This is a genomic window from Halioglobus sp. Uisw_031, assembly GCF_047729875.1.
GTDB lineage: Bacteria > Pseudomonadota > Gammaproteobacteria > Pseudomonadales > Halieaceae > Marimicrobium.
On record NZ_CP159826.1, the window covers coordinates 107,134 to 130,919 of the forward strand.

A 23,786-nucleotide genomic window follows, 5' to 3' on the forward strand; every position below is an offset into this window, starting at 1 on the left:
TCTGTTAGTCATATTCTATTTGCTAGCGTCGACAAAGTTCTTGGGTTTTTATGATTTAGGTCTTCTCGTATACAGCGGGATTGATCTTGGGTTTCCGAGCGTTAATTTATGTGTGGGTGTATTAGCAGCGATTTCAGTTCGTTCGCTTAAGATATCAAAAAAAATATTCTTCTTATCTTGCGTTCTTTTTTTGCTAATAGTATGGGGGGTTGCAAGTCCATACTTTCTGGGATATCAGTCGTTTCTTTATTCTGTCATAGCTGCAAAGCAGTTTATGTACTTCCTTTTCATGTGGTATGTAATCGTGAAAAAGTCGCATATCGATGAAATGGTAATCCTCAGATTTGCTAAATGGCTTGGAGTCTATCTCGCAGTAGTTAGTATCTTTTATGCGGTCCTGAATATAGGCCCACCATTCTACAGTATGATGGGTGGGCAGGATCGGGTTGCATATTCTGGATCTCTATCGATTTTTCGCGTGTATTTTCCGACCTATATAAGCCTTTCCATTTTTATCTTTTATGCAGAATGGTCTGAGCGCAGGATAACTGGACGCTCCTTCTTGATTTGGACAGTGGTTTTGTATTGCGGGGTTCTTCTATCGGGATATCTCGCACTGAGCCTTACGACGGCGCTGGGAATTGGCATACTGTTTAGTCTTGATGGCCATACGCGCCGCCAGATCATACAGAATCTCATTGTACGGCCGTTCATGATTGCGCTTATCGGAGTAGTTGTCGTCTTTTCTTCTGAAACTTTGAGGAGTTCAGTGGAGCAAAAAATGACATCCGTTTTGGCGGGCACAGATGTCGCTCTCACTAGTAGGGATAGATACAACGAGTTTCGATGGAGGGCAATCGACGAAAGGCCCTTGTTGGGGTACGGGTTTCTACATAAGTCGTCGACCTTAACGGCCGATATTGGTATGAACGCAAATAACCGTTTTATGGAAAGTCTTGGGGTGATAGATTCAGGATATGTAGATCTGCTGACTCGTTTCGGGTACTTGGGCACCACAGTCTATTTGGCCGCCTTTGGATTATTTTTGTTGCGGATATTTAAAGCGGGTGCGAAAGATAACGTGCTGACTTTTGCGATGGCCATATTTTTATTCCAATACTATGCTATTAACTATACTTGGTCAGTGTTCAGCTACGCACATGGGATCATTCCTATGTCGTTAGCTCTCTTTCTAATTCTTTCGTGTCGGGAGAAGAAATCTGCAGAGCAAAAATTTAGTGAACTATCTCGATCTACTTCGTAGCGACTTGCAACAAGCTAGAAAAAAAACACAAAATTAGGATTTTTCGTCGTTTTGGATATTTCTCACACTTCTATTTTCTTCTCGAGCCTGCCGAGTCCAGACAAGCTGACACAGAATGCATATGTGGAGAGCTTCAATTGAAAATTCAGAGATTGTTGTTTGAACTTGAATTGGTTCATGAGCCTTGATTATGCTCGTGGCGAAATCGAGAACTTGGAGGGTTCACTCAAGTCATGTGAGACCGCACTGCTCATTAGGGTAAAAAACCCCCGGCGGTTTTTTCCCGGGAGGCGGCTTAATGAAGAAATTCTCACAGCAGGTATGGCACTGGCTAAGGGGTACGGTCAGACGAAGTCGCTATACGTATCCTTGGGTTTCCGAAGCTTAGGTTAGAAATTTAAATAACCCACTAATGAGTTAGTAATCTTATAGAGGCAAAATGAAAGAGTTTATATTTATTTGCAAAGAAATATGGAAAGGACACACAATTCTTAGAGCTTTTCTAAATTTGAGATTATCCACGGAAATGCTACGCGGTCTTATAATTGACATTGGTGGTGGCAGAAACTCTGACTATATCCAGTTCATGGAAAAGGAAAAATCAGTGAGTCTGGAAAGTTTTGATCCTAAATCCGGTCAATCGATTAACTTCGAAGTCGACAACCTTCCGGCTGAAAACTCGAGCTATGATACTGTGCTTTTTCTAAATGTAATGGAGCATATATACAACCACAAACATATCGTTAACGAGGTTTATAGAATATCGAGAGAGGGTGGTGTCGTGATTGGTTTTGTGCCATTTATGATGTGGTACCACGCGGATCCCTCTGACTACTTCAGATACACACACGAATGCTTAGAAAGAATATTTAAAGAGGCTGGTGTCGATTCATATGAGATTGAATCGATTTCAAGAGGGCCCTTTACTGTCGCCAGCCATTTTTTTCTGTGGCCTTTACCTCGCGTTTTGAGGGTGCCTATGTATCTGCCATTCCACCTATTGGACGGGATATTTTTGCGGCTGAGACCTGCGCACAAAGATCGGTATGCTCTTGGCTATTTCTTTAAACTAAAAAAAATGCCGGTGGTGCGAATTTGATTTTGGATGACGAAAGATGAAAATTCTTTACATATTATCTTCGTATAATATATACGGTGGTACTCCCAAAAAAACATTGGACTTGATGCGATGTTTTGGTGACAGGTCATCTTTGTATGTTTACGGCAATGGTGGCGCTGAGTTCAAAGATCTATTTTGTGAAACTGGTGCGAACATAGTCGATGGTAATCATGGAAATAGCGTTTATGCGCACTTTAGGTCCCTCATAAGGCTGGTTGATGATAATGAGATAGAGATTATTCACACTCAGTTCTCAATGGGAGAAACTCTCGCTTTTCTAGTAAAGTTATGTCGGCCTAGGGTAAAAGTTGTAAATGCTTTCGTTGGGCCTTTTTCGGCGGGCTATTTTAAGAGAAAACTACTTTCGCTGATCTACAGGAGAGTGGATGCATTTGTCTATGTTTCTAACTATGTAAAAAATGAAAAGCAAGCCCAGTTTCCGATTCTTCGCTCTAAGCGTGGAGAAATTATCTACAATGGGACAGAAATTCGTACGAGTTCTAATTGTGTTGCACCCTCGCCAGAAAAAATTGTTCTTTTTGACGTAGCTGGCTTGGTTGATTGGAAAAATATTCGTGTCCTAATTGAGGCGCTTAACATACTGGTCAACGTAGAGAATATAACAAGGCTGCATTTAAATGTTGCTGGAGATGGTCCGGAGAGGGGCGTCTTGGAGCAATTGGCAGATAGATACAATCTGAGTGAACATGTTTCATTACTTGGCTATCAAACGAACATTGGTGATTTGTTAGATGTCACCGACATATACCTGCACCCAGCCTATGCGGAGGGTTTTGGTATCGCGGTGGCAGAAGCGATGATGGTGGGTAAGCCCCTCATTGTTTCGAATGCAGGCGCGTTATCGGAACTTATAGAGAATGGAGTCTCTGGTTTAGTTGTTGATCCCCATGATCATAAAGCATGGGCCGAAGCGATAAAGAGTCTTATTGAAAACCCTTCTCAAGCGGCATTGTTTGCACAGAATGCAGAAGAACGTGCAAAAAAACTGTTTAGCGTAAAGACGTTTGTAGAAAATTACGAAAATCTCTATCTCTCGTTGATTGCAGGCAGATGAGTCGGGTGTTGTTCCTTGGATGCAATCTAATTTTTGCGCAATACAGGGTTTTCTCGGTGTGCCGGATTTACGTATGAAAGCATCCAGTCAGGATGAAAAACCTCGCGTGCTCATTTTTCACCCGGCGTTGGCGCCTTACCGTCTTGATCTGTTTAACGCGTTTGGCGAAGTGTTCAATCTTAAGATTGTTTTTCTTAGAAAAAACCTTCTCAACCAAAAGTTTGATCAAAAGGCGTTGCTGGGTAAGCTGAATGTGGAGCATAGCTTTCTTGCGAAGGGGGTTACACTGCGTGGGCAAAGTTTTCGACTTGGCGCCAGCAGAGAAATTCGCGAGTTTTCCCCTGATATTGTTATAACTCCAGAATATTCAATGATTACAGCATCGGTGTGCTTATGCCGCGTGCTGCTGCGTAGACGCTTTGCCCAGGTGGTGTGGAGTGACGATAACTCTGAGTCATCATTACGAGATAGTTATTCAAGAAAGCTTCTTCGATATCTAATTATTCCAAGAGTTCAAGGAGTGATATTGATCTCTGAGGAGGCGATTAGCGACTACCGAAGTCGACATAACTGCAGGGCGTTGATGGCAGCCGTACCGATTATTCGTGAGGAAAAACTATATGTGGAGGAGTTGGAGGCATCTAGTGGCCAAGTCGAGCAACTGATTCGAAAGTATTCACTAAGTGGTCGAAAGGTTTTGCTTTTTGTGGGGCGTCTAGCCAGGGAAAAGCGTATAGATCGATTGATCCGCGCTTATGCGGATATATTATCCAAGAACGAGAGATTGAGCTTAGTGTTGGTAGGGGATGGCCCGTTGCGTGAAGAACTGGAATTACTTGCCAAGGAATTGGGCATAGACCAACACGTGGTTTTTCCGGGGCGACAGGAGCATGAATTTCTTGCGGCGTGGTACCGCGTCGGTGGAGTTTTTGTGCTGCCCTCAGAATCCGAACTATTTGGAGCGGTTGTCAATGAGGCACTTTTGGCTGGAATGCCTGTTATCTGTTCAAACAAAGCTGGGGCTAGAGTGCTAATTCAGCACAAAAAAAGTGGAGTAGTGGTTGATGCGGCTAACTTCGGAGAGCTAAAGGGTGCCGTTTTAGAGTACTTGAGGCATTGCGCTCCTGTATCGAACGAAAATGTTACCAGACTCAGGCCGAGCCTGATGACCGCTGAGTTCAACGCCGGGGTAGATCAGGTCCGTTGTCTCGTCGAAAAAATATCGGCTGGCAGAATAGAGCGATGAGTTCGCTTAACCAAGTAGACTCTGATGCTGGAGAGGCTGTTTTTTTGAAGCTTCTTTTTTCAAATCTAAACGCTGGTAACGTCCGTTACGCTGTAATGCGCAACGGCGACTCCCTGCCAATGAGTCTTGGAGGGAGTGATTTGGATATTTTATTTGATCCTTCGGAGCGGATAGCGGTTCTTCGTCACGTGAACGAGGCGATACGCCAAGCGGGAGGGACTGCTATTGGTTGTGCGGACACCATCGGGTTTACCAAAGTATTTGCATTTGGTCGGAGCGGGCAGTCTCCAGAGGATTGGTGGGGGGCTCGTTTGGATTTGTCATTTGGCTTTTTATTCTCTGGAAGTTCGGAGCTAATGGCCGGTCACGTGCTGACAACGCGTGTTGATACCAGAAATGATATCCCTATGTTGTCCGGAGATCTCGCTGCAACGATAGGTGTTATCAAGGAGGTGCTACATAATAGTTCTATCCCATCTAGGTATGTTGAAACAGCTCGTCAGGGTGTACTCAGTAATTGGCCGCAATTGCGTTTGGACCTTGATCCAATGGGCCAGCCAGCCCTGTCTTTGTTAAGGGAACTGTGTTTAGACGAGTTCTCAAGTGCTGAAGTAACTTCCGTCTGTGCGCAGTTACGCAAAGACGTGAAAATGGCTTCGTTTCGCCGTTCTCCTGCACGCTACATGGGCTCGAGAGCGAAGTTTGAGTGGTCAAAGGTTCGCCGATACTTGAAACCACCCGGTGTGATGCTTGCGATGTTGGGGACCGATGGTGCTGGTAAGTCGACAATAATTTCAGCCGTTGAGCCAGTATTGGAGGCGGCAACACATGGTGATTTCACGGTCCAACATTTAAGACCAACAGTTCTGCCTCCTTTATCCGGGTTTAAGGGGCAGCCCAATTCTCCACAGGGACCGGTAACTGACCCCCATGGCTCGGTACCGTCGGGAAAAGTGGGTTCGATGTTTCGGATTCTTTATCTGGCTACGGACTATTTTTGGGGCTACTGGTTCTCTGTACGACCGAAGGTAGCAAAGAGCCCTGGAGTATATTTGTTTGATAGGTATGCATACGATATGTCGATGGACCCGATAAGGTTTCGCATAGCGTTACCTGGCTGGGTAATAAAATCGGTTGTTCGCCTTGTGCCCAAACCAGATATTGTATTTTGCCTTGTAGGTGATCCGGGGCAGATAGCTGACCGAAAACGTGAATTACCGCTCAAAGAGGTCACCCGCCAGGTGGCGATGCTACGAGAATATGCGGAGCATGAACCACGAGCAGTTTTGGTATCAACGGATGACTCGATAGATGACTCGCGAGATCAAGTATTGAACGCACTGCTTGAATACTGCGTCCGAGGAAAGCAAGTTGTCTAATAGTGAGGAAGACGCTGCACTTTTGGATTACCGTTTTGCCTGGCGGTGGTTACTTCCTTTATGCTTTGAGCACAAAAAAGAACTATATGGTTTTACGGAAAAGGAAGTTGAGTTTTGGCAGTCGGCGCACCAGTATGATGCTTTTCCGTCAGAGCCGAACGGCGCAGAAGTATCAATCATCGTAGATAATCAGCTGCCGGAATTCATACAGAAAGACACCCTTGATAGGGTTGAATCCTACTGTGTTATGGGCTCAGCCGATGTTATAGCGGCTTGGGCTAGATGGGATTCGGGAACATTTACCACCGTTCATGAATATGGGTTATTGGAGCCGAAAAATCCGCGACTTGCTGTACCTCTTGGGGATAGGCAGTGGACTAGCGAGGCACTTTCGTTACATCGCCCCGGCAGAATAATCGCGAGGGCGGCAATGTGTATGCTGAAATTGTGCTCTCAATTTGGGTTCGACAAACCACTACGCAAGAAGGTATTGCGTATAGCGGTAAAGGGCGCGGATGTCCTTCCGAGTGGGGCCTACTCATTGGGCTTGGATTTGGCCACATCAGCAGCTATGGGTGATTTCGCACTCTATTTTGGTGCGGAAGGTAAAAAAAGAAAAACCGTGATATTGCCCCTGGGTAGTGCTCAGACCTCGATATTGAAGTACGGCGAGTCCGTGGCTGCACGAAAATCGCTGCTAAACGAGGCAGCCGCATTGAAGTCTTTGAGCAATACAGCGCTGGTGACAAGAGTGCCCAGATTGCTGGAGCTAAGCAATGCCAACGGTCAGGTGACGTTACATCAAAGCTACCGCGCTAGAGTTTGGGCCCCCGTGAGGCGCCTAAAAACTTCAGCTAGCGACTTACTGGCGGACTTGTCCAAGTTGAACAGGCAGGAGTTAGGCCTTGAGGAGGTTCTCTCAAAAATCGAAGCGCGATTTCCCCAAGGAATTAATAGCCAGCTTTCGGATGATGTGGCTGTGGTCAAAGCGCAACTGAATGTCCTCGCGGTTACAGGTCGCAGCATCATTGGACACCGAAGCCACGGTGATTTCGCTCCCTGGAATATCTCATGGACGAAACAGGGGCTATTTGTTTTTGATTGGGAAGATAGTAAGGAATGGGACGTGGCTTTGGGTGATGCGTTTTATTTGGTGGTTGCACCTGCCGTTCAGATCGCGGGCCGGCTTTCGATCAAGGACCTTGAAATGAGAGCGCTTTCATTTGGCCGTAAACTATCAGCGGCTGCTGGCTTGGGCATTGATGATATCAGAGTGTACTGGTCCTTATGGCTACTTGACCGTATGGGGATGCAGCCCCACGCAGTGTATTCACAGCTAATCGCACGGTTGGCTTCCACATGGAAGTGAATAAACGGCTAAGAGTGCTGGTATCCGCTTACGCGTGTAGTCCATATAAAGGGTCAGAGCCGGGTGTGGGCTGGGGGTACGTTAAGGCACTGTCTGAATACCATGATCTTTGGGTCATTGTAGAAGAGGAAAAGTGTCGGGAGGATATAGAGCGCTACCTGGAAGAAAATTCGCAGTTTGCCAGCTCAGTGCATTTCATCTTTGTTCGCAAGCAGCGAAATCGTCTTTTGCGCAAAATCTGGCCACCCTCCTATTACTGGTATTATCGGCAATGGCACCGGGAAGTCTTGAAGCTGGCGCAGCAGTTACAGCAAGACCTAAGTTTTGACCTTGTGCACCAGCTGACAATGGTTGGATTTCGTGAGCCAGGCTACTTATGGAAACTGGATGCCCCATTTGTCTGGGGACCCGTGGGTGGCATGGGTTTGTTTCCTTGGCGGTTTCTACCGGTAGTCGGCGTTTATGGTGCTTGCTACTATCTCGGGTATAACTTGTACAATCTGGCGCAGATGCGTTTGCTGCGCCGGCCCAAAAAAGCGGCGATCAAAGCGGGAAGGGGGTTGATTCTCGCAACACCGGAAAACGCGAGTGGGGCTATCAAATATTGGGGAGTACAGGGAGAGGTGATACCCGAAATCGGTTTGCCCGAGGCGCCTGCCGTTGAGTTTAGTAAGAGATGCGAAGGAGAGCCGTTGCGCATCGTCTGGACAGGGTTACATATACCCAGGAAGGCCTTGAACCTCGCGCTATTGGCGCTATCACGCTTACCAGAATCTACAAATTGGGAACTTCATGTTCTCGGCAAAGGCGAGCAAACCGAAAAATGGATGCGCTTGTCCAAGACTCTCGGTATTGGTTCACACTGCACATTTCACGGATGGATGCCAAGAGAAGATGCCTTACAAGTCATGAAAAGCGCACATGTAATGTTGATCACCAGTCTGCGGGATTTGACGTCGACGGTAACCGTGGAATCGCTGGCATTGGGGCTTCCCGTCGTGACGCTTGACCATTGCGGCTTCTCCTCTGTCGTCGATCAGAGCTGCGGATTGAAAATCCCAGTCACTTCCCCGCGGGAAGTGATGCAGGCAGTTTCCGAGGCACTTGGGAGTCTGGAGCAGGACGAGGGCAAGCGACGGTCGCTTGCAAGTGGAGCCTTGCTTCGAGCGAGTAACTTCGCTTGGGAAGGTAAGGCGGCACAGGTCGACGCAATCTACAGGGCCAAGCTTAAGGAAGTTAACCAGGCCCGTGACTACGGATGCTGAAAATACTGCTTGCCAATAATTTCTACGGTTCTTCCGCGCCTTCGGGTGAGACGCAGGTCTTGGAAGTTGAGCGCAGCCTTCTGCTCAAAAATGGTCACGAAATTGTGGAGTACTATCGCCATAGCGACGAAATACGGGACAAAGGGATAGCTGGAACATTGCAGGGGGCGGTTGCTACCCCTTGGAACCCGTTTGCTGCTGGCGCCATAAGGAAATTGGTGAATGAGAGTAAGCCGAACATACTACATGTTCACAATACGTTTCCATTGCTCTCGCCATCAGTATTCAAAGCGGTTGGCACTCGTGCCGCTCGAGTTCTGACGCTGCACAATTATCGATTATTCTGCCCAGCAGCGATTCCCATGCGTGATAACCAGGTTTGTACGGAGTGCATCGATAGAAAAACAGTTTGGCCCTCGATTCGGCATGGCTGTTACAGGGGTAGCAGATTAGCCACGATACCGCTGGCCACCAATGTTGCGTTACATCGCGGCCTGGGTACATGGCGAAATCAGGTAGATGCATATATCGCGTTAACCGAGTTTCAGCGTGAATTGATGATAAATGCAGGATTGCCAGCCGAGTTGGTGCATGTGAAGCCAAATTTCTATCCTGGAAAACCAACGGTCGTGCCATGGGATAAACGTAATCGATGTGTTGTTTTTGCAGGCCGACTAACGGTCGAGAAGGGTGTTGAGTCACTTGTGCGCGCCTGGATAGGCTGGGGCGTCTCGGCGCCCGAGTTGCGTATTATCGGTGATGGAGATCTGCGTCAGATGTTGGAAGCGCTGGCAAGCTCAGCACCGCAAGTTCCGATTCGGTTTTTGGGTCAATTAGCAGGAGATGCTGCCCAAGCAGAAATAGCGAGTTCACAATTACTGGTGCTGCCTTCCGAATGTTATGAAGGGTTCCCTATGGTCGTTAGGGAGGCATTTGCATTTGGTACTCCTGCGGCGGTTTCGGGGATAGGGCCTCTCCCTTCAATCATCCGTAGTGGAGAGAACGGTGTGGTTTTTGAACCAGGTAATCCGGAATCCTTGCTCAACACTATCAGGTCACTCTGGGAGTCGCCGGGTGAACTTGAGCGCTTGGCGCGTGGAGCGCGGCGTTCATTCGATGCGCTTTATACGGAAGAGGAAAATTACCGAATATTGATGGATATCTATCGGCAAGCCACTGAAGTAAGTAGTCAAAGGAAAGTCTTTTGAATCAGGTACTCCGGGAAAATATAGGTGGGTATCAGGTCGATGTTCCTAACATTAAGTCTTGTGTTTCAAGTATCGTAGACTGGGTACAGCAGTCGGGCCAGAGTGACGCTTGTCGATGGCTGGCTTGTATGAACCCACATTCCTATACGGAGTCGCTCAAGGATGATCTATTTTCGGAGTCACTCCGCCATGCAGATTGGTTGGTTCCGGATGGTAGCGGTGTTGTTCTAGCCTCAAAAATACTGGGTGGGAACATCAAGGAGCGAGTGACTGGAAGTGACATTTTTAGGGGGTTATCTGCCGCAATGAATGCAAACGGTGGTGGTCGGGTGTTTTTTCTGGGCTCAACTGAAGATACTTTAAATCGCATTCGCAGCCGTATGGCAGATGATTATCCAAATCTCGAGGTGGTGGGAACCTACTCGCCACCGTTCAAGCAGGATTACTCGGAGTCTGAGATGGATGAGATGGTGACGGCCATTAATTCAGTCTGCCCCGATGTACTCTGGGTTGGTATGACAGCGCCCAAGCAGGAAAAGTGGATATACGAGCTGAGCCCACGCTTGCAAGTAAAGTTCGCTGCTGCGGTTGGTGCGGTTTTTGATTTTTATACAGGTAAGGTTAAACGCTCGCATCCGATTTTTCAGCGTCTCCATCTGGAGTGGCTGCCGCGGCTGCTCCAAGAACCAAAGCGACTATGGCGCAGAATGGCTGTCTCTGCTCCTCTATTTATTTGGCATGTATTGAGGCAGCGTTTTCGGTTTAACGAGAAATCGACCCCATAAGATTTTTGTCACGCAGTGGGCCTGAGATTGAAGCGCCTCCCTTCAAATCAATTTCTCGAATTACGACCGAAATCCACGGTATTGTATATTCCATTAAAAAATGGTGGCTTCGTTACGGTTAATTGAAAAATATTAGCGTTTAGTGGCGGTGTGTCCCTTGTTAATAATAACGTGGTTATCATTGTTGCCGCTAGACATTCCCTCCGCGCCTCGCTCCGATAAAATGCAGCACATAGACAACAGACTGACAGCAGAGCGGGCCGATGCCTCGGCAAAATGCTTGACGTAGCTAGAGAGATCCTCTGGGGCGTAGTCAAATGGCGCGACGTCATTCTGCGTGCACTACTTTTGAAACTTCTCAATCAGGGGTCGTTATTCCCGAGTTTGATTCACCTCATAACCTTCGCGCACCAGCAGTCGGTTCTTTCTCGCCGCGATGAGGTCGGTGTCTATCATCTCTTTAATCATTTCATCTAAGGTAGTGGTGGGCTGCCATCCCAGTTTGGCTTTGGCTTTAGTGGGGTCGCCCAGTAGCGTTTCCACCTCGGTGGGCCGGTAGTACTTGGCATCTACGCCTACTAGTACATCGCCCAACGCCACGGTTATATTGGGGTCGGCCTTGCTCGAGTCTATAGCGGCCACTTTACCCACCTCTTCCAGTCCCTGCCCTTCAAACGCGATTGTAATGCCCAGCTCGTTGGCGGCGCGGATGATAAAGTCTCGCACCGAAGTTTGTTGCCCGGTGGCAATCACAAAGTCTTCAGCCACCTCCTGCTGCAACATAAGCCACTGCATTCCCACATAGTCACGTGCGTGGCCCCAGTCTCGTTTGGCATCCATGTTGCCCATGTACAGGCACTGCTCCAGGCCTTGGCTAATATTGCATAGGGCCCGGGTGATTTTACGACTGACGAAGGTCTCACCTCTGCGGGGTGATTCGTGGTTAAACAGAATGCCATTGCAGGCATACATGCCGTAGGCCTCGCGATAGTTAACGGTTATCCAGAAGGCGTAGAGTTTGGCCACGCCGTAGGGCGACCTAGGGTAGAAGGGAGTCTTCTCTGTCTGGGGTGTTTCCTGCACCAGTCCATACAACTCTGAGGTGGAGGCTTGATAGATGCGGGTTTTCTTTTCCATCCCCAACAATCGAACGGCCTCGAGTATGCGCAGTGTGCCGAGGCCGTCTACGTCGGCGGTATATTCGGGTTCTTCGAAGCTCACCGCCACGTGGCTCTGTGCCGCGAGGTTGTATATTTCATCGGGCTGCACCTGCTGAATAATGCGCGTGATGTTGGAGCCGTCTGAGAGGTCGCCGTAGTGCAGTACCAGCTTGCGATTTGTGGTGTGGGGCCCTTCGTAGATATGGTCGATGCGCTCGGTGTTGAACGAGGAGGCGCGGCGTTTTATACCGTGTACTTCGTAGCCTTTTCCCAGAAGGAATTCGGCTAGGTAGGAGCCGTCCTGGCCGGTTATTCCGGTGATAAGTGCTGTTTTGTGCGTCATTTAGGTTCTCGCGGTGTCGGCGTGTTCAATGTACCACTGGTAGGCATTTTGCAGGCCGGATGTCAGTGAGTGTTGGGGGCGCCAGCCGAGGCGGGTGAGCTTATTGCTGTCCATCAGTTTTCTGGGAGCGCCGTCGGGTTTACTGGCGTCATAAATAATGGCCCCTGTGTAGCCGGTGACCTTGCCAATGGTGAGCGCCAATTCGCCAATGGAGCAGTCGCTGCCCGTGCCGACGTTAATATGGCTTAGCCGTGGGTCGGTAGCGGCGCTGTAATGTGCGGTCGGCAGGTTCATCACATGAATGGAGGCACGGGCCATGTCATCTACATGTAGGAATTCTCGTAGTGGCTTGCCGGTGCCCCAGATAGTGATGCTTTCTGCGTTGCTATGTTTTGCCTCGTGAAAGCGACGTAGCAGGGCGGGAATGACGTGGCTGTTCTCTGGGTGATAGTTGTCGCCAGGGCCGTAAAGGTTGGTGGGCATGACGCTGCGGTAGTCGGTGCCGTACTGACGGTTGTAGCTTTCACACAGCTTGATGCCAGCAATTTTAGCCAGGGCATAGGGTTCGTTGGTGGGCTCAAGAGGGCCGGTGAGCAGGGCGTCTTCGCGCATGGGTTGTTCGGCTAGGCGCGGGTAGATACACGAGCTGCCTAAAAACAGCAATTTGCCCACGCCGTGTTGGTAGGCCTGGTGCACCACGTTGGCTTCTAGCATCAGGTTTTGATAGATGAACTCGGCGGGGTAGGTATTGTTGGCATGAATGCCCCCTACCTTGGCGGCGCACAGGTATACCTCGTTAATGTTTTGGCAGGCAAAAAATTCTGCCACCGCCTGCTGGTTACACAGATCGAGCTCACTGCTGCTGCGGGTCACTATCGCCACATCTGCCTTGCTGGCCAGTTGGCGGGCGATAGCTGAACCTACCATGCCTTTATGACCGGCGATGAAGATGCGGTTAGTCATAGAAAATCCATTTCGAACTTTGTAATGACGCTATAATACTACATTGAGCCGATCCAAGTCGCATATAAGTCGCCGATTGTTAGCCCAGCTTTAAGGCGCCAGGGCGTTTTATAAGACGAGCCAGAGTCCGCATTTTTTCCTATAATTATCTGGCTCCAGATGTATATAATCCAACACCAGTCATTCCACGTCATTCGCTTTTGGCGCCTATCACCGCTTTAACAATACGACTAAAAAAATAATGAATGTGTTACCGACAATTGAAAAGCACTGGGCACTATTAACTGCCTGTCTTTTCCTCATTATTACGGGGCTGTCATTATCGCCGTTAGACAGTCTTCCTTCGGCGCCTGGCTCCGATAAAATACATCACTTAATAGCCTATGCTGCTTTAGTGTTTCCTGTCGCATTACGTCAACCCAATCGGTGGCTGTGGTTCGTGATTTTTTTTATCGGCTACAGCGGCTTAATCGAGTTGATACAACCGTATGTGAATCGCTATGGTGAATGGCTGGATATGTTGGCCAATACCGCGGGCGTGGTGTGTGGTGTCGCACTGGCGACAGCCATAAACGCGTTTCGTAATCGCAGGCTAAAGGACTAAGTCACTCTGATCTGTTCGGATCGCAGTGTTGAACGGATGTGATGTTCGCTACCCTCGGTGCTTTGGAGAGTATTGGTCAACGCACAGGGGAGGTGTAGTATGGCGGCAGTTGCATTTGATTCATTAGAATATGCTCACCAGCTTGAGGCCGCCGGTATGCCGCGCGCACAAGCGGAGGTGATAGCGCAGGGATTAACGTCTATGTTTGTGCACAATTTTGATTCACTGGTCACCAAAGATTATTTGGATGCGCGTTTTAGCGAGCAGGCTGCCAGGCTGGACGCGATGGATGTCAAATTTGACGCCAAGCTGGGGCTTCTCTCAGCTGAAATCGACGGCAAGTTTAGGCTTTTCTCTGCTGAATTTGACGCAAAGCTGGGGCTTCTCTCAGCTGAAATCGACGGCAAGCTCGGCAAACTCTATGTGATGCTCGGCGTGATTATGGCAGGCGTGGCCGTCCCGATTATTCAAACGGGCATCGCTTGGCTGGCGTAGTGTTGGTCGCGCGTTTGATTAGCCTCCTAACGCCTAACGCCTAACGCCTAACCCTTCCTTCACCCATAGTCTCGCTTGTCGCGCGCGATAAGATCGTTGGCAAGGCGTTGAACAGATGTGATGTTCGCTACCTTCGGTGCTTTGGATAATATTGGCCAAGGCACAGAGGGGGTGTACTATGGCGGCAGTTGCATTCGATTCATTAGAATATGCTCACCAGCTTGAGGCCGCCGGCATGCCGCGCGCACAAGCGGAGGTGATAGCGCAGGGATTAACGTCTATGTTCGTGCACAATTTTGATTCGCTGGTCACCAAAGATTATTTGGATGCGCGTTTTGCTGAGTCAGATGCAAAAATGGATGCGCGTTTTGCTGAGTCAGATGCAAAAACGGGTGCGCGCTTTGAACGGATGGAAGGCAAGTTCAATCTGGTCTTCTGGATGTTGGGTCTTGCGATGATCTGTGTCGTGGTCCCCGAAGTTCTAAAATTTTTGGGTTAAAGGCGTTGGAGCAGCGTGCGACCGCTGGGACATAAACAACATTGCTAGAGACAGAACTCACCTGCTCAAATGCAAGGCCTAACGTCCTAGGCCTTCTTGCTTAAACGAGTGGCAGCGGCACCAACGTTGATCTGGTGGGAGTCGAATACGACGCTGGGCTGTAGTCGCCGTTGGTACCGATGGAACAATACTGAGCAGTAACGACGGCATCAGTTGGACGCCGCAGACAAGCGGTACTATTCAGAACCTAAGAGATGTTGGTGTAGGTAAATCCTCTCCCTCTCCCGCTCTCCCGCTCTCCCGCTAAGCCCCGCCTCTATTCCAACACTGCCGCTACCACTGCTCGTGCTGTTGCCGCTACTGATGGCGGGCACGGGGGCGGTAATGTTTAGACGCAAGCAGAGGTAACAAGGGGTTGAGTCATGGCGACTCTGCCGCCCATAGCACAGTGCTGTGGCACTGCGTAAACCTTTGGCAAGCCCTGCAGATAACACTGATCAGCACAATAAAGCGCGATAAGCAGCACTGTAGCAGATGGGAATCAGCCGTTTTGTGTGGTGTCCACACCAGGGCGAAGGCCACAGCTTTCCAGCAACGCGGCAAGATGACGCGCGTGTTCTCGAGGCGCATCTGCCGCACTGGTCAGCAGTTGGTCCCGTTGGCGGGCCCAGATTCGGTAAGCGTCAGGCATGTTTTTTTGCAGGCTTTGCTCCAGAGCCAGCACGGGCGGCATCAGCTGATTTCGGCGCCGGGCAACCTGCACCGACCAGACTTGTACCTCGCCGATGAAAAACTTGCGCACCACATTGTCAACGACTCGTCCTTCAGGGCTGGGCGTGTTGCCAATGCAAATTGATGCGTGCTCCAGCCTCTGCTGGATCGCGGGTGACGCTGCAGCGAGGGCAGAGCGCTGTAAATCGAGCGCTGCCAGCAGTGCGCCGCCATCGCCGCTGCGAATGTCTCCCAGCAAACGCTCAAGTTCGCCGCTGCCAGCCGCATAGTTTCCGTTCAGCCACTGGTTTGACAGTGCCGCCAGCCGAGCCAGCGAGAGAGCTATCTGGCCTCCGGTATTCGCGGGGTAATTGTCGAGGCGGTGGGGGCGTTTCCAGAAGGCGCGGAATTCCGGCCCGCCGAGTGTGGCATTCCAGATTCGCGTAGACAGCATCCGGTGCTTTTCGGACATGGCGGCTTGCAGCGTAGCGATCAGTTTAGCATCAGCGGTCTGATTCAGCGCACTGATGCAGGCCGGTGCCAGCGACAGAAATTCAAGCTCTAATAAAAGTCGCTGGGAATCATTGGCCAGTTTGCCGAGGCTACTATTGATAGTGCCGATTGTGATACTGAGTTCGCAACTGTTCAATGCCAGCAAATCGAGTAGACCGATAGAGTGTGATTGCGGGTCGATGTGCAGATCGCGGCTGCGGGGCAGTGGCGGCAAACGGTCGGCGTTCACTGTGATAGGCCGATCAAGGCTGTTCGCGAGACGCGTCAGATACTTGTCTAACGGCACGCTGGACCGTTCACTGCACCCGCCCGCTAGGCTTGCAGCCAGCAGCAGAATCGAAATCTTGTTACGCGCGCTCTTCACAGCTGTGCACTCATTGATACAGTGGCCCTGCGCAGGCCTTCGCGCAGTTGCAAGTAAAGTGCAGGAGCAGCCAACGACGAGAGACTCGTTCGCCGGCCCTGCTTACCGGGACGGTTACATCACGCAGTTTTTGGCGTAGGCTTTGGCTTCGTCACCAGTCCACTCGCCTTTTGGCTTATCATTCAGATCTTCGCACCAATCTTCGGAGCCGACGGCCATACCGTCAATCAAACAGTTTTTCGCATACGTTGCGGCATCCGAGCCGGTCCAGTCCGATTTTGGCATTTCGCCCTGAGCGACACACCATTTCTCGCTACCGGGGTCGGTCGTGCAGGCCGCTAGTGTGAGGATGCCGACGATCATTAGAATGCGTTTCATAAGATGCTCCTTGAGGGTATCCTAAAAGAATAAAGCCACAAAAATAGTATACACCTTGTTTAATTCTTTGTGCGACATCGTGCCGTTTTGGGTTTTGTTGGTTTATTCATTTGGCCTGCAAGTGCGGATAAATGTGTTATGAAATATTCTGTAACCGACTACACTTAGCGCTTAGCGACGGCCTGGCTCCCGCAGTAGCAGAAGAAAAACTTAACTCACTGTCCGGAAATAGTTGACCACTACACTTAGCCCTTACCAAGTGCCTACCCAGATTGTGCACAGCGGCATGACCACTTCCAGGCAACAAAAAGCCCCGTCTTTTTCTGGGCTGTCTATCGGGCATCACACCCTATATATGCACCCTCATTTTCAACAATTTCAGGCTATTCACTTGTCAACACGCCTTTTTGCTTGCCCTGATTCAGAATACTCATTTAACACTTCGATTGGCACCTAATCGGAAGTAGACTAATACAATGACAAAATCAAAAAAACAAAAGGTTTCTGGGGAGTACACCGGAGTCGGACAGCTATTGGTGCTGCTGGGTTTGACCGCTTTTGCCATCACTGAACCGCTTCTAACAATATTTGGCTCCAATCCAAGCCTGTTCTATTTTTACAATATAGACAGCATTGTATGGCTTGGCATCTATGCCTTGACCGTCGCGCTACTGCCCGCTTTGACACTTTTTCTAGTAACTGCTGCTGTCAGTTTACTGCACCGACGACTCGGCGGTCTTCTACATCTCATCGTGGTTGGAATTTTGGTGGGACTGTGGGTGATGCAGTTAGCGAAGTGGAGTGCCGGGATAGAACAACCTGCTTTAGTTGTCGTGTTCGCAGTTGCATCAGGATTAGTCGGTGCTCTCACGTACAGAAAAGTGCCTGCTGTAGGTGGCTTCTTGCAGGTAGCGGCAATTGCCTCGGTGATTCTTGTGGGCAATTTTCTGTTTTTGTCAGATACCGCAAGTGTCGTGGCAAAAAGTAGAAGCATCAACCCTGAACAGGCACAAAAAAAGGACCTCCCAACAGTCCTCTTCATATTGCTCGATGAATTCCCAACCATGGCTCTGATGGACGAAAATAATCTACTCGACAAAGGTCACTTCCCAAACCTGGCCCAATTATCAGATCAGGCGACCTGGTATCGTCACTTCACGGTTACTGCGCCAAAGACCGTCTATTCAGTTCCATCAATTCTCACTGGCAATCTGCCGAAATCACTCGCACCAAGCATCACCAATCACCCCAACAACCTATTCACCCTTCTGGCGCCCACCCACCATCTCACAGCCTATGAAGAGTTAACTGGCCTTTGTGCGCTACCTAAGTGTGGTGAAGGCCCTCCAGGGGAGCCCATCGAGCGCCCTACAGTGGAGCTGGGCATGCTGCTGTCAAAGACTGAAAATCTCTGGTTACAAAGGATAACGCCCTCAAGTAAAAAAGGCGCGAGCTACGATGATTTTCAGGAAAAGATCACAACTAATCTTGCCACACCGAGGGCGCTAAAGACTCCGAATTTTGACGATTTTTTTAGTCCGGAAAAACAGCTGGGGACTCTGCAGGAAAAGCCGGCGCGCCTGGATAAGTTCATACGAACATTTACTGCCGGACAACCCTCCGTTCTCTATTATATGCACTTGCAGATGCCGCATGCGCCTTGGCGCTTTTATGACAGTGGCGAGGTGTACGACATACCTTTTTCAAGATTGCCCATGTCATACAACAATTCCGATGGAGGAGCATGGCTAGCCGCACTGTCAGAATACAGGTTTATGCAGCAGGCTCAGCACACAGATACACTTTTAGGCGAGGTGTTTTCAAGATTCAAGGCTCTGGGAATGTGGGATGATGCTGTAGTAGTGGTCACGGCTGACCACGGTCGTTCATTTAAATATAAGACAGAGGGGCGAAGATTTTCCGCCAAAACAATCGATGGCATCGCCTACTCTCCCCTATTTGTTAAGGCTCCAGGTCAAGTTGATGGGCGCATTGATGACAGCAACATAATGTCCCATGACCTTTTACCTACACTGGCAAACGTAATGGGCATCGATATACCTTGGCCTGTAGATGGGTTACCGGCAGGTGATGTAAAAATGGCTGACCGCGGAGACAACAAGACATTCTTCGCCATAGAAAGCCGAGGACTATTCTCCACTATCCGTTTGGGAAAGCAGCAGATGTATGATGATCGAGAGCATTTCCCTCGTTTTTCGAATCGATCAATTGGCAAATCAGAACAGGGAAAGGAATCGCTTCGCCTACTGAACTCCAGACTAGGACTGGATGACTATATTGGCCAATCACCCGAGAAATTCAGCTACGCCTCAGGGGGGCGAGCCATCATCGACGAACTGGAAAATCTACAGACCCCGACTCCTGACCGACCGGCTCTAGGTGTCATCGTAGGTAATCTGGAATTTGAAGCCTCGGGAGACAATGTGCTTATCTCAGTTAATGACCAGTTTGTCACTGGCTCCCCGTTAGTGGAGTTCAAGGAAGTACCCAACACTTTTATTGCCATGCTTCCCGACGGTGTTTTAAGACACAGGAATGAAATAAGAGCTTTTTTGGTCCAAGAAGACAAGTTGGTCGAACTAAACATTCACTAGACAGACAGCAGACATTGTTGTGACATATACCCCGAGGCTTCTCCACCTTTCCCTCGTCAATCCGCTGTAACAAGCAATGCCTAGTGTTGTTTGAACTTCCGTCCACAGCCTGAAAGTAGAGTTCACGGCGGACAGTTAAGTTATCGATACCCCGCACATGATCCGCCACAGGCTATTCGCTACACAGCTGAAGACGATACGGAGGAAAATACACAACGTCCGAATAACATGCTAAAGTGAAATAGACACTGGTATAAGAGTGTCTCCCAATAACTGACGTATCCTCTGCTGGTGTAAAGCGGATAAATCGTGATGGCACGCTATGAAGGTATTTTGCGTTTATTTTTTGCAATCGCATTTTGCAGCCAAATAAAAAAACAAGCGCTAGTATTGAGACTCACGCCAAACAGGAGCAGGCCTTATTGTACAACTGGGGCAATATTGGAGAGTCTTCTCAACGCATAAATAATGGGTTCCCCAAATGATAAAGTATTTTCTTACATCGCTTTTACTAATCACTTTTTCCCAGCAAGCCGCAGCTTACCTGGACCCGGGTACCGGGAGCATGATACTGCAGGGTATTATCGCGAGTATTGCAGTAGCCGGATTTACTATAAAAAACTATTGGTACAGGATACGCGCATTTTTCGGCAAAGAGGCGCCCAGTAGCCTTCTGGATGATGAGGAAGATGAGACTCAAAAACCCTTATAATTGTACAGTGCTAGCTTCCCAAAAAAGCGCTCAACTACTCCCCCCTTAACCGGATTTGCAATGGAACCATTACCCTCGTCTTTTCGAGACCCGAGCGGATTTGTCTTTTCTCATGCCGGCTCGGTCTTTCGCCAGATTAACAACAGCTTCGCCCAAAGTTATGACGCGTTTATTGCGTCCGGCCTTTACGACAAACTTGTCGACAGGGGCTTATTGGTAGCGCACGAAGACATAGTCGATGACACCGTCCCCAATGCACCGGACTGCTACAAGTTGATAAAACCGCAGCAGATCTCTTTTATTTCCTATCCCTATGAATGGAGCTTCGGCCAGTTGAAAGCGGCTGCAATGTTGACTCTTCGAGTGCAACATGAAGCCTTTAAACACGGTTTCATCCTCAAGGACGCTTCCGCTTTCAATGTGCAATTCATCGAATCCAAACCAATCTTCATCGACACACTGTCATTTGAACCCTACGCGCCGGGCAGCCCCTGGGTAGCCTACAAACAGTTCTGCCAGCATTTTCTCGCGCCGTTGACCCTGATGGCACACACTGACGTCGAGCTTTCAAAGCTGATGATCAGTCATATTGACGGCGTCCCACTGGCACTAGCCAGCAAGCTGCTGCCCTTTAGCACAAGACTGAATTACTCCCTGGCAACTCACATTCACCTGCATTCGAAAATGCAGCGAAAACACGCTGATGCCGCAGGAACGGACTCAACAGCTAAGGCAAAAAGCGCCCAGCTGTCAGAGCAGGGCATGCGAGGCTTGATTGAAAGCCTCGCCAATACGGTAGAAAAGCTGAACTGGAAAATGCCGGAAACAGAATGGGGAAACTACTACGCTCAGACCAACTACTCTGATCAAGCTGGTGAAGAGAAAAGAGCTCTTGTAGACAGATTCCTGGGCAGGATTCCAGACCCATTGACGGTCATCCAGGATTTTGGCGCAAATACCGGTGAGTTTAGTCGTATTGCCGCAAAGCATTGCACGCTGGTGGTATCCCAAGATATTGATCCCGTTGCCGTCGAGCTAAACTACCGCGAAAATTCAGCTAACGGCCCCAAAAACATTCTGCCTCTGATCCAGGATTTTAGCTCGCCCTCACCAGCAATCGGGTGGGGCAACGCCGAGCGCTCTTCCTTTTTGGAACGCAGTCAGTGCGATGCCTTGCTAGTTCTCGCCCTGATCCATCATCTAGCCATAAATAATAATGTGCCCCTGTCCAACATTGCGAAGCTGTTATCGAGCATCACCAAATGGCTGATCATTGAATTTGTACCCAAGGCTGATTCCCAGGTGATCAGGTTGCTTGCTACCCGGGAAGACATCTTTGTGAACTATACGGCGCAGGGTTTTGAGGCGGCATTTTCAGAATATTTTTCTATCGAGAGCACCGAAAATGTCCGCGATAGCGAGAGAACCTTGTACCTGATGAAATCACTTCCCAAACTGTAAGTGGCGAAATCGCACGTCATGATTAATGTCAGCGCGTTGATTGTTCAGCTCGGTTATTCTCATACTATTTGGTGTTGTGGATCGTCTCGGATATCAGTTCCCTGTGAGCGACCCCATAACTGCGGAGATTGTTCGTCACAATCTACCTGGGATGACAACCTTGAGACCTGATCTAGCGCCTAAGTAATGTGCCGATTCACCAGTTTGGAATGTGTTGCGCAGCAGTCTGCGTAGAGCGCGGAGCTGTAACCTTCGGCATCGCGGGCATCTGCCTCGGAGTAAAACTCTGCAGCCTGCTCCGGAGCACTGTCTAGATCCAACTCCAGGAAAAGCCTGGTGAAAGTTGTCAGGGACGCTGCACACATGTACTCGTAACTGAGGAATAGGGTTCCGGCCGGCGCCACAGCTCGGGCAGAATCCCCGCTTCTTGCAGGAAAACGCTACGAGCCGCTCGAAGTGGCACTTATCGCAACGTACCCGCAGGAACCCGTGTTCGAGGCGACCGCATTTTAGGTACGCTTCAAACTCTCGATGGACATGAGTTGGCAGATTTTTGCCCTGGAATTCCAACTGCTCAACCAGGGTGGGGTAGTGTTTCTCTACAAGTTGGTAGAGCGGGGTTTGCTCTGGCTGAAGTTTTAAGGAGACCGAAATGAGCTTGTATGTGGTGCCCAGAGACAGAATCGAACTGCCGACACGGGGATTTTCAATCCCCTGCTCTACCGACTGAGCTATCTGGGCAATATGCGCAACCGCAATTGGCGCGTATTAAACCCGTCTGGGCAGCGCGAGTCAAGTTGCTCTGATGTGTGCCGCGGGCTGGCGGGCTACTCTGAGGGCGGAACGTAACCCTCTGCCCGATCATAGTCTTCCCCTGAAAAGTATTTATCCATCTCTGTTTGCAGATACTTCCTCGCCTCCGGATCCACCAAGCTCAGGTGCTTTTCGTTGATCAGCATAGTTTGGTGGCCCTGCCAGTCCAGCCACGCTTTTTTAGAGACATTGTCGAACACGTCCTGACCTTTAGGCCCTGGATAAGGAGGCGCGTCGAGTCCTTCCAGTTCTTCCCCGTACTTCTTGCAAAAAATCATCCGAGACATGCTTGTTACTCCGTTTGTGGTGGGTGGCTCGCCAGCTTTTCCAGCAGCGAAGCCACCGGGGCCGCGAGGCCGATTTGTGGTGGGTTGCTCAGGTTATACCAGAGCTGCCCTGAGGCTTCCATCACTGCATGTGGGGTGGTGCCCAGTGCTACTATGATGGGTGTGATATCCAGGTGGTAGTGGCTGAACGTATGACGAAAGCCCGGTTGAGGCGCTACTGTTATCGGCTCAATGCCCCATCGGTCCAGACAGTGCTGCACACTTGTCTGTGGGTCACTGATCTCGGGAAAGCACCACAAGCCCCCCCAGATACCGCTGGATGCGCGCTTCTCCAACCAAACATCGCCTTGTGCACTGCGTACGATCAGAAAGCAGGTGGCTTTGACCGGCACAATTTTACGCGGTTTTTTGCCCGGATAGTCACGCTGATCGCCATTGGCCAGTGCTTGGCAGTCTGCTGCCAGCGGGCAGAGCGTGCAGGCAGGCGTCGAGCGGGTGCAAACGGTCGCGCCCAGGTCCATCATGGCTTGGGTGTAGTCGGCGCAACGTTCGGTCGGCGTATATTGCTCGGCAACATCCCATAGCCGTTGGTGCACGGCAGACTGTCCGGGCCAGCCCCCCACGCGCCGGTAGCGTGCTAGCACCCGCTTGACGTTGCCATCGAGAATGCTCGCGCGCTGCCCAAAGGCAATACTCACAATGGCTCCGGCGGTGGAGCGACCCACGCCGGGCAGGTCACATAGCCCTTCGATCGTGTCGGGAAATTGTCCGTCTAGCACGTTTGCCACCTGTTTTGCGGCCTTGTGCAGGTTTCTCGCCCTGGCGTAATAGCCCAGCCCTGTCCACAGGTGCAACACGGCATCTTCCGGCGCATCCGCGAGTGTTTGTACATCCCCAAAGGCAGCCATAAAACGCTCAAAATAAGGAATGACCGTCTTCACCTGAGTTTGCTGCAGCATGATTTCTGACACCCATACGCGGTAGGGGCTGGTGTCCTGTTGCCAGGGCAGGTCTTTGCGGCCGCACTGGTCAAACCATTCAAGGACGCGTTTAGAAAAAGGTTCAGGACTTGGCATGAAGAAGAATCGGGTGCCGATTGGCGTCACAGAGTAATGCCTCACCTGCCATAGTGCCAGTGAATTAAGCCTTGTGTTCCC

The 23,786-nt window shown here is 49.9% G+C and carries 22 protein-coding genes and 1 tRNA gene; 15 read left to right on the top strand and 8 right to left on the bottom strand.

The genetic code is table 11. From position 1 onward, the window contains the following. The first annotated feature begins 40 nt into the window (after positions 1-40). From ABXT62_RS00455 to ABXT62_RS00495, 9 genes are all read left to right on the top strand, one after another. Positions 41-1,264, top strand: coding sequence for an O-antigen ligase family protein (locus tag ABXT62_RS00455; protein WP_415356582.1), 1,224 nt, complete (start codon positions 41-43; stop codon positions 1,262-1,264). 439 nt (positions 1,265-1,703) lie between these two features. Next, positions 1,704-2,363: a methyltransferase domain-containing protein gene (locus ABXT62_RS00460; RefSeq protein ID WP_415356583.1), complete on the top strand. Its 660-nt coding sequence runs from the start codon at positions 1,704-1,706 to the stop codon at positions 2,361-2,363. Positions 2,364-2,379: 16 nt separating this feature from the next. Then, positions 2,380-3,459 (top strand): glycosyltransferase family 4 protein, encoded by a 1,080-nt coding sequence (locus ABXT62_RS00465; RefSeq protein ID WP_415356584.1) that lies wholly within the window; start codon positions 2,380-2,382, stop codon positions 3,457-3,459. 19 nt (positions 3,460-3,478) lie between these two features. Continuing rightward, entirely contained in the window at positions 3,479-4,705 is a 1,227-nt protein-coding gene (locus tag ABXT62_RS00470; protein WP_415356585.1) for a glycosyltransferase family 4 protein, read from the top strand. Beyond that, entirely contained in the window at positions 4,702-6,084 is a 1,383-nt protein-coding gene (locus tag ABXT62_RS00475) for a hypothetical protein (RefSeq protein ID WP_415356586.1), read from the top strand. The genes ABXT62_RS00470 and ABXT62_RS00475 overlap by 4 nt, the downstream gene beginning before the upstream one ends. Then, on the top strand, positions 6,077-7,453 hold the full coding sequence (locus ABXT62_RS00480) for a phosphotransferase (RefSeq protein WP_415356587.1): 1,377 nt from the start codon (positions 6,077-6,079) through the stop codon (positions 7,451-7,453). Before ABXT62_RS00475 ends, ABXT62_RS00480 begins: the two co-directional genes overlap by 8 nt. Next, positions 7,444-8,718 carry a glycosyltransferase family 4 protein gene (locus ABXT62_RS00485; protein ID WP_415356588.1) on the top strand — a complete coding sequence of 425 codons (1,275 nt, stop codon included), beginning with the start codon at positions 7,444-7,446 and terminating at the stop codon, positions 8,716-8,718. Before ABXT62_RS00480 ends, ABXT62_RS00485 begins: the two co-directional genes overlap by 10 nt. Continuing rightward, the gene (locus ABXT62_RS00490; protein WP_415356589.1) at positions 8,712-9,926 is read left to right on the top strand and encodes a glycosyltransferase family 4 protein; all 1,215 of its coding nucleotides are present in this window, start codon (positions 8,712-8,714) and stop codon (positions 9,924-9,926) included. The genes ABXT62_RS00485 and ABXT62_RS00490 overlap by 7 nt, the downstream gene beginning before the upstream one ends. Then, positions 9,923-10,711, top strand: coding sequence for a WecB/TagA/CpsF family glycosyltransferase (locus ABXT62_RS00495; protein WP_415356590.1), 789 nt, complete (start codon positions 9,923-9,925; stop codon positions 10,709-10,711). Before ABXT62_RS00490 ends, ABXT62_RS00495 begins: the two co-directional genes overlap by 4 nt. A 372-nt stretch (positions 10,712-11,083) precedes the next feature. Here ABXT62_RS00495 and gmd read toward each other — a convergent pair whose 3' ends face one another. Next, a complete protein-coding gene (gmd, locus tag ABXT62_RS00500; RefSeq protein ID WP_415356591.1) occupies positions 11,084-12,214 on the bottom strand; it encodes a GDP-mannose 4,6-dehydratase in 1,131 nt (376 codons plus the stop codon). Further along, on the bottom strand, positions 12,215-13,177 hold the full coding sequence (gene fcl, locus ABXT62_RS00505; RefSeq protein WP_415356592.1) for a GDP-L-fucose synthase: 963 nt from the start codon (positions 13,175-13,177) through the stop codon (positions 12,215-12,217). A gap of 241 nt (positions 13,178-13,418) precedes the next feature. Here fcl and ABXT62_RS00510 point away from each other — a divergent pair, with 241 nt between their 5' ends. From ABXT62_RS00510 to ABXT62_RS00520, 3 genes are all read left to right on the top strand, one after another. After that, the gene (locus ABXT62_RS00510; RefSeq protein WP_415356593.1) at positions 13,419-13,781 is read left to right on the top strand and encodes a VanZ family protein; all 363 of its coding nucleotides are present in this window, start codon (positions 13,419-13,421) and stop codon (positions 13,779-13,781) included. A gap of 99 nt (positions 13,782-13,880) precedes the next feature. Beyond that, positions 13,881-14,276, top strand: a complete 396-nt coding sequence (locus tag ABXT62_RS00515) for a hypothetical protein (protein WP_415356594.1) — start codon at positions 13,881-13,883, stop codon at positions 14,274-14,276. A gap of 178 nt (positions 14,277-14,454) precedes the next feature. Then, positions 14,455-14,775, top strand: a complete 321-nt coding sequence (locus ABXT62_RS00520) for a hypothetical protein (protein ID WP_415356595.1) — start codon at positions 14,455-14,457, stop codon at positions 14,773-14,775. A gap of 541 nt (positions 14,776-15,316) precedes the next feature. Here ABXT62_RS00520 and ABXT62_RS00525 read toward each other — a convergent pair. Further along, the gene (locus tag ABXT62_RS00525) at positions 15,317-16,363 is read right to left on the bottom strand and encodes a DUF3080 family protein (RefSeq protein WP_415356596.1); all 1,047 of its coding nucleotides are present in this window, start codon (positions 16,361-16,363) and stop codon (positions 15,317-15,319) included. A gap of 114 nt (positions 16,364-16,477) precedes the next feature. Beyond that, on the bottom strand, positions 16,478-16,741 hold the full coding sequence (locus ABXT62_RS00530; protein WP_415356597.1) for a DUF3012 domain-containing protein: 264 nt from the start codon (positions 16,739-16,741) through the stop codon (positions 16,478-16,480). Between the two features lie 476 nt (positions 16,742-17,217). On the opposite strand from ABXT62_RS00530, the gene ABXT62_RS00535 reads away from it, so the two are divergent. The 3 genes from ABXT62_RS00535 to ABXT62_RS00545 all read left to right on the top strand — a co-directional run bounded on the left by ABXT62_RS00535 (position 17,218) and on the right by ABXT62_RS00545 (position 21,529). Next, positions 17,218-19,356 (top strand): sulfatase-like hydrolase/transferase, encoded by a 2,139-nt coding sequence (locus ABXT62_RS00535; RefSeq protein WP_415356598.1) that lies wholly within the window; start codon positions 17,218-17,220, stop codon positions 19,354-19,356. Between the two features lie 481 nt (positions 19,357-19,837). Beyond that, the gene (locus ABXT62_RS00540; RefSeq protein WP_415356599.1) at positions 19,838-20,068 is read left to right on the top strand and encodes a hypothetical protein; all 231 of its coding nucleotides are present in this window, start codon (positions 19,838-19,840) and stop codon (positions 20,066-20,068) included. Positions 20,069-20,281: 213 nt separating this feature from the next. After that, complete coding sequence (locus tag ABXT62_RS00545) at positions 20,282-21,529, top strand: hypothetical protein (RefSeq protein ID WP_415356600.1); 1,248 nt, start codon at positions 20,282-20,284, stop codon at positions 21,527-21,529. A 135-nt stretch (positions 21,530-21,664) separates the two neighbouring features. Here ABXT62_RS00545 and ABXT62_RS00550 read toward each other — a convergent pair whose 3' ends face one another. The 4 genes from ABXT62_RS00550 to mutY all read right to left on the bottom strand — a co-directional run bounded on the left by ABXT62_RS00550 (position 21,665) and on the right by mutY (position 23,705). After that, positions 21,665-22,240: a transposase zinc-binding domain-containing protein gene (locus ABXT62_RS00550; RefSeq protein WP_415358240.1), complete on the bottom strand. Its 576-nt coding sequence runs from the start codon at positions 22,238-22,240 to the stop codon at positions 21,665-21,667. Further along, positions 22,195-22,270 (bottom strand) — tRNA-Phe (locus ABXT62_RS00555). The genes ABXT62_RS00550 and ABXT62_RS00555 overlap by 46 nt, the downstream gene beginning before the upstream one ends. 86 nt (positions 22,271-22,356) lie before the next feature. Then, positions 22,357-22,629: an oxidative damage protection protein gene (locus tag ABXT62_RS00560; RefSeq protein WP_415356601.1), complete on the bottom strand. Its 273-nt coding sequence runs from the start codon at positions 22,627-22,629 to the stop codon at positions 22,357-22,359. A gap of 5 nt (positions 22,630-22,634) precedes the next feature. Continuing rightward, positions 22,635-23,705, bottom strand: coding sequence for an A/G-specific adenine glycosylase (gene mutY / locus ABXT62_RS00565; protein WP_415358241.1), 1,071 nt, complete (start codon positions 23,703-23,705; stop codon positions 22,635-22,637). Positions 23,706-23,786: the final 81 nt, after the last annotated feature.

What these genes read in the sequence shown, in the direction of transcription:
- ABXT62_RS00460 (WP_415356583.1), top strand. Translation starts at nt 1,704, where the DNA reads ATGAAAGAGTTTATATTTATTTGCAAAGAAATATGGAAAGGACACACA.
- ABXT62_RS00465 (WP_415356584.1), top strand. Translation starts at nt 2,380, where the DNA reads ATGAAAATTCTTTACATATTATCTTCGTATAATATATACGGTGGTACT.
- ABXT62_RS00470 (WP_415356585.1), top strand. Translation starts at nt 3,479, where the DNA reads ATGCAATCTAATTTTTGCGCAATACAGGGTTTTCTCGGTGTGCCGGAT.
- ABXT62_RS00475 (WP_415356586.1), top strand. Translation starts at nt 4,702, where the DNA reads ATGAGTTCGCTTAACCAAGTAGACTCTGATGCTGGAGAGGCTGTTTTT.
- ABXT62_RS00485 (WP_415356588.1), top strand. Translation starts at nt 7,444, where the DNA reads ATGGAAGTGAATAAACGGCTAAGAGTGCTGGTATCCGCTTACGCGTGT.
- ABXT62_RS00490 (WP_415356589.1), top strand. Translation starts at nt 8,712, where the DNA reads ATGCTGAAAATACTGCTTGCCAATAATTTCTACGGTTCTTCCGCGCCT.
- gmd (WP_415356591.1), bottom strand. Translation starts at nt 12,214, where the DNA reads ATGACGCACAAAACAGCACTTATCACCGGAATAACCGGCCAGGACGGC.
- fcl (WP_415356592.1), bottom strand. Translation starts at nt 13,177, where the DNA reads ATGACTAACCGCATCTTCATCGCCGGTCATAAAGGCATGGTAGGTTCA.
- ABXT62_RS00510 (WP_415356593.1), top strand. Translation starts at nt 13,419, where the DNA reads ATGAATGTGTTACCGACAATTGAAAAGCACTGGGCACTATTAACTGCC.
- ABXT62_RS00515 (WP_415356594.1), top strand. Translation starts at nt 13,881, where the DNA reads ATGGCGGCAGTTGCATTTGATTCATTAGAATATGCTCACCAGCTTGAG.
- ABXT62_RS00520 (WP_415356595.1), top strand. Translation starts at nt 14,455, where the DNA reads ATGGCGGCAGTTGCATTCGATTCATTAGAATATGCTCACCAGCTTGAG.
- ABXT62_RS00530 (WP_415356597.1), bottom strand. Translation starts at nt 16,741, where the DNA reads ATGAAACGCATTCTAATGATCGTCGGCATCCTCACACTAGCGGCCTGC.
- ABXT62_RS00535 (WP_415356598.1), top strand. Translation starts at nt 17,218, where the DNA reads ATGACAAAATCAAAAAAACAAAAGGTTTCTGGGGAGTACACCGGAGTC.
- ABXT62_RS00540 (WP_415356599.1), top strand. Translation starts at nt 19,838, where the DNA reads ATGATAAAGTATTTTCTTACATCGCTTTTACTAATCACTTTTTCCCAG.
- ABXT62_RS00560 (WP_415356601.1), bottom strand. Translation starts at nt 22,629, where the DNA reads ATGTCTCGGATGATTTTTTGCAAGAAGTACGGGGAAGAACTGGAAGGA.
- mutY (WP_415358241.1), bottom strand. Translation starts at nt 23,705, where the DNA reads ATGCCAAGTCCTGAACCTTTTTCTAAACGCGTCCTTGAATGGTTTGAC.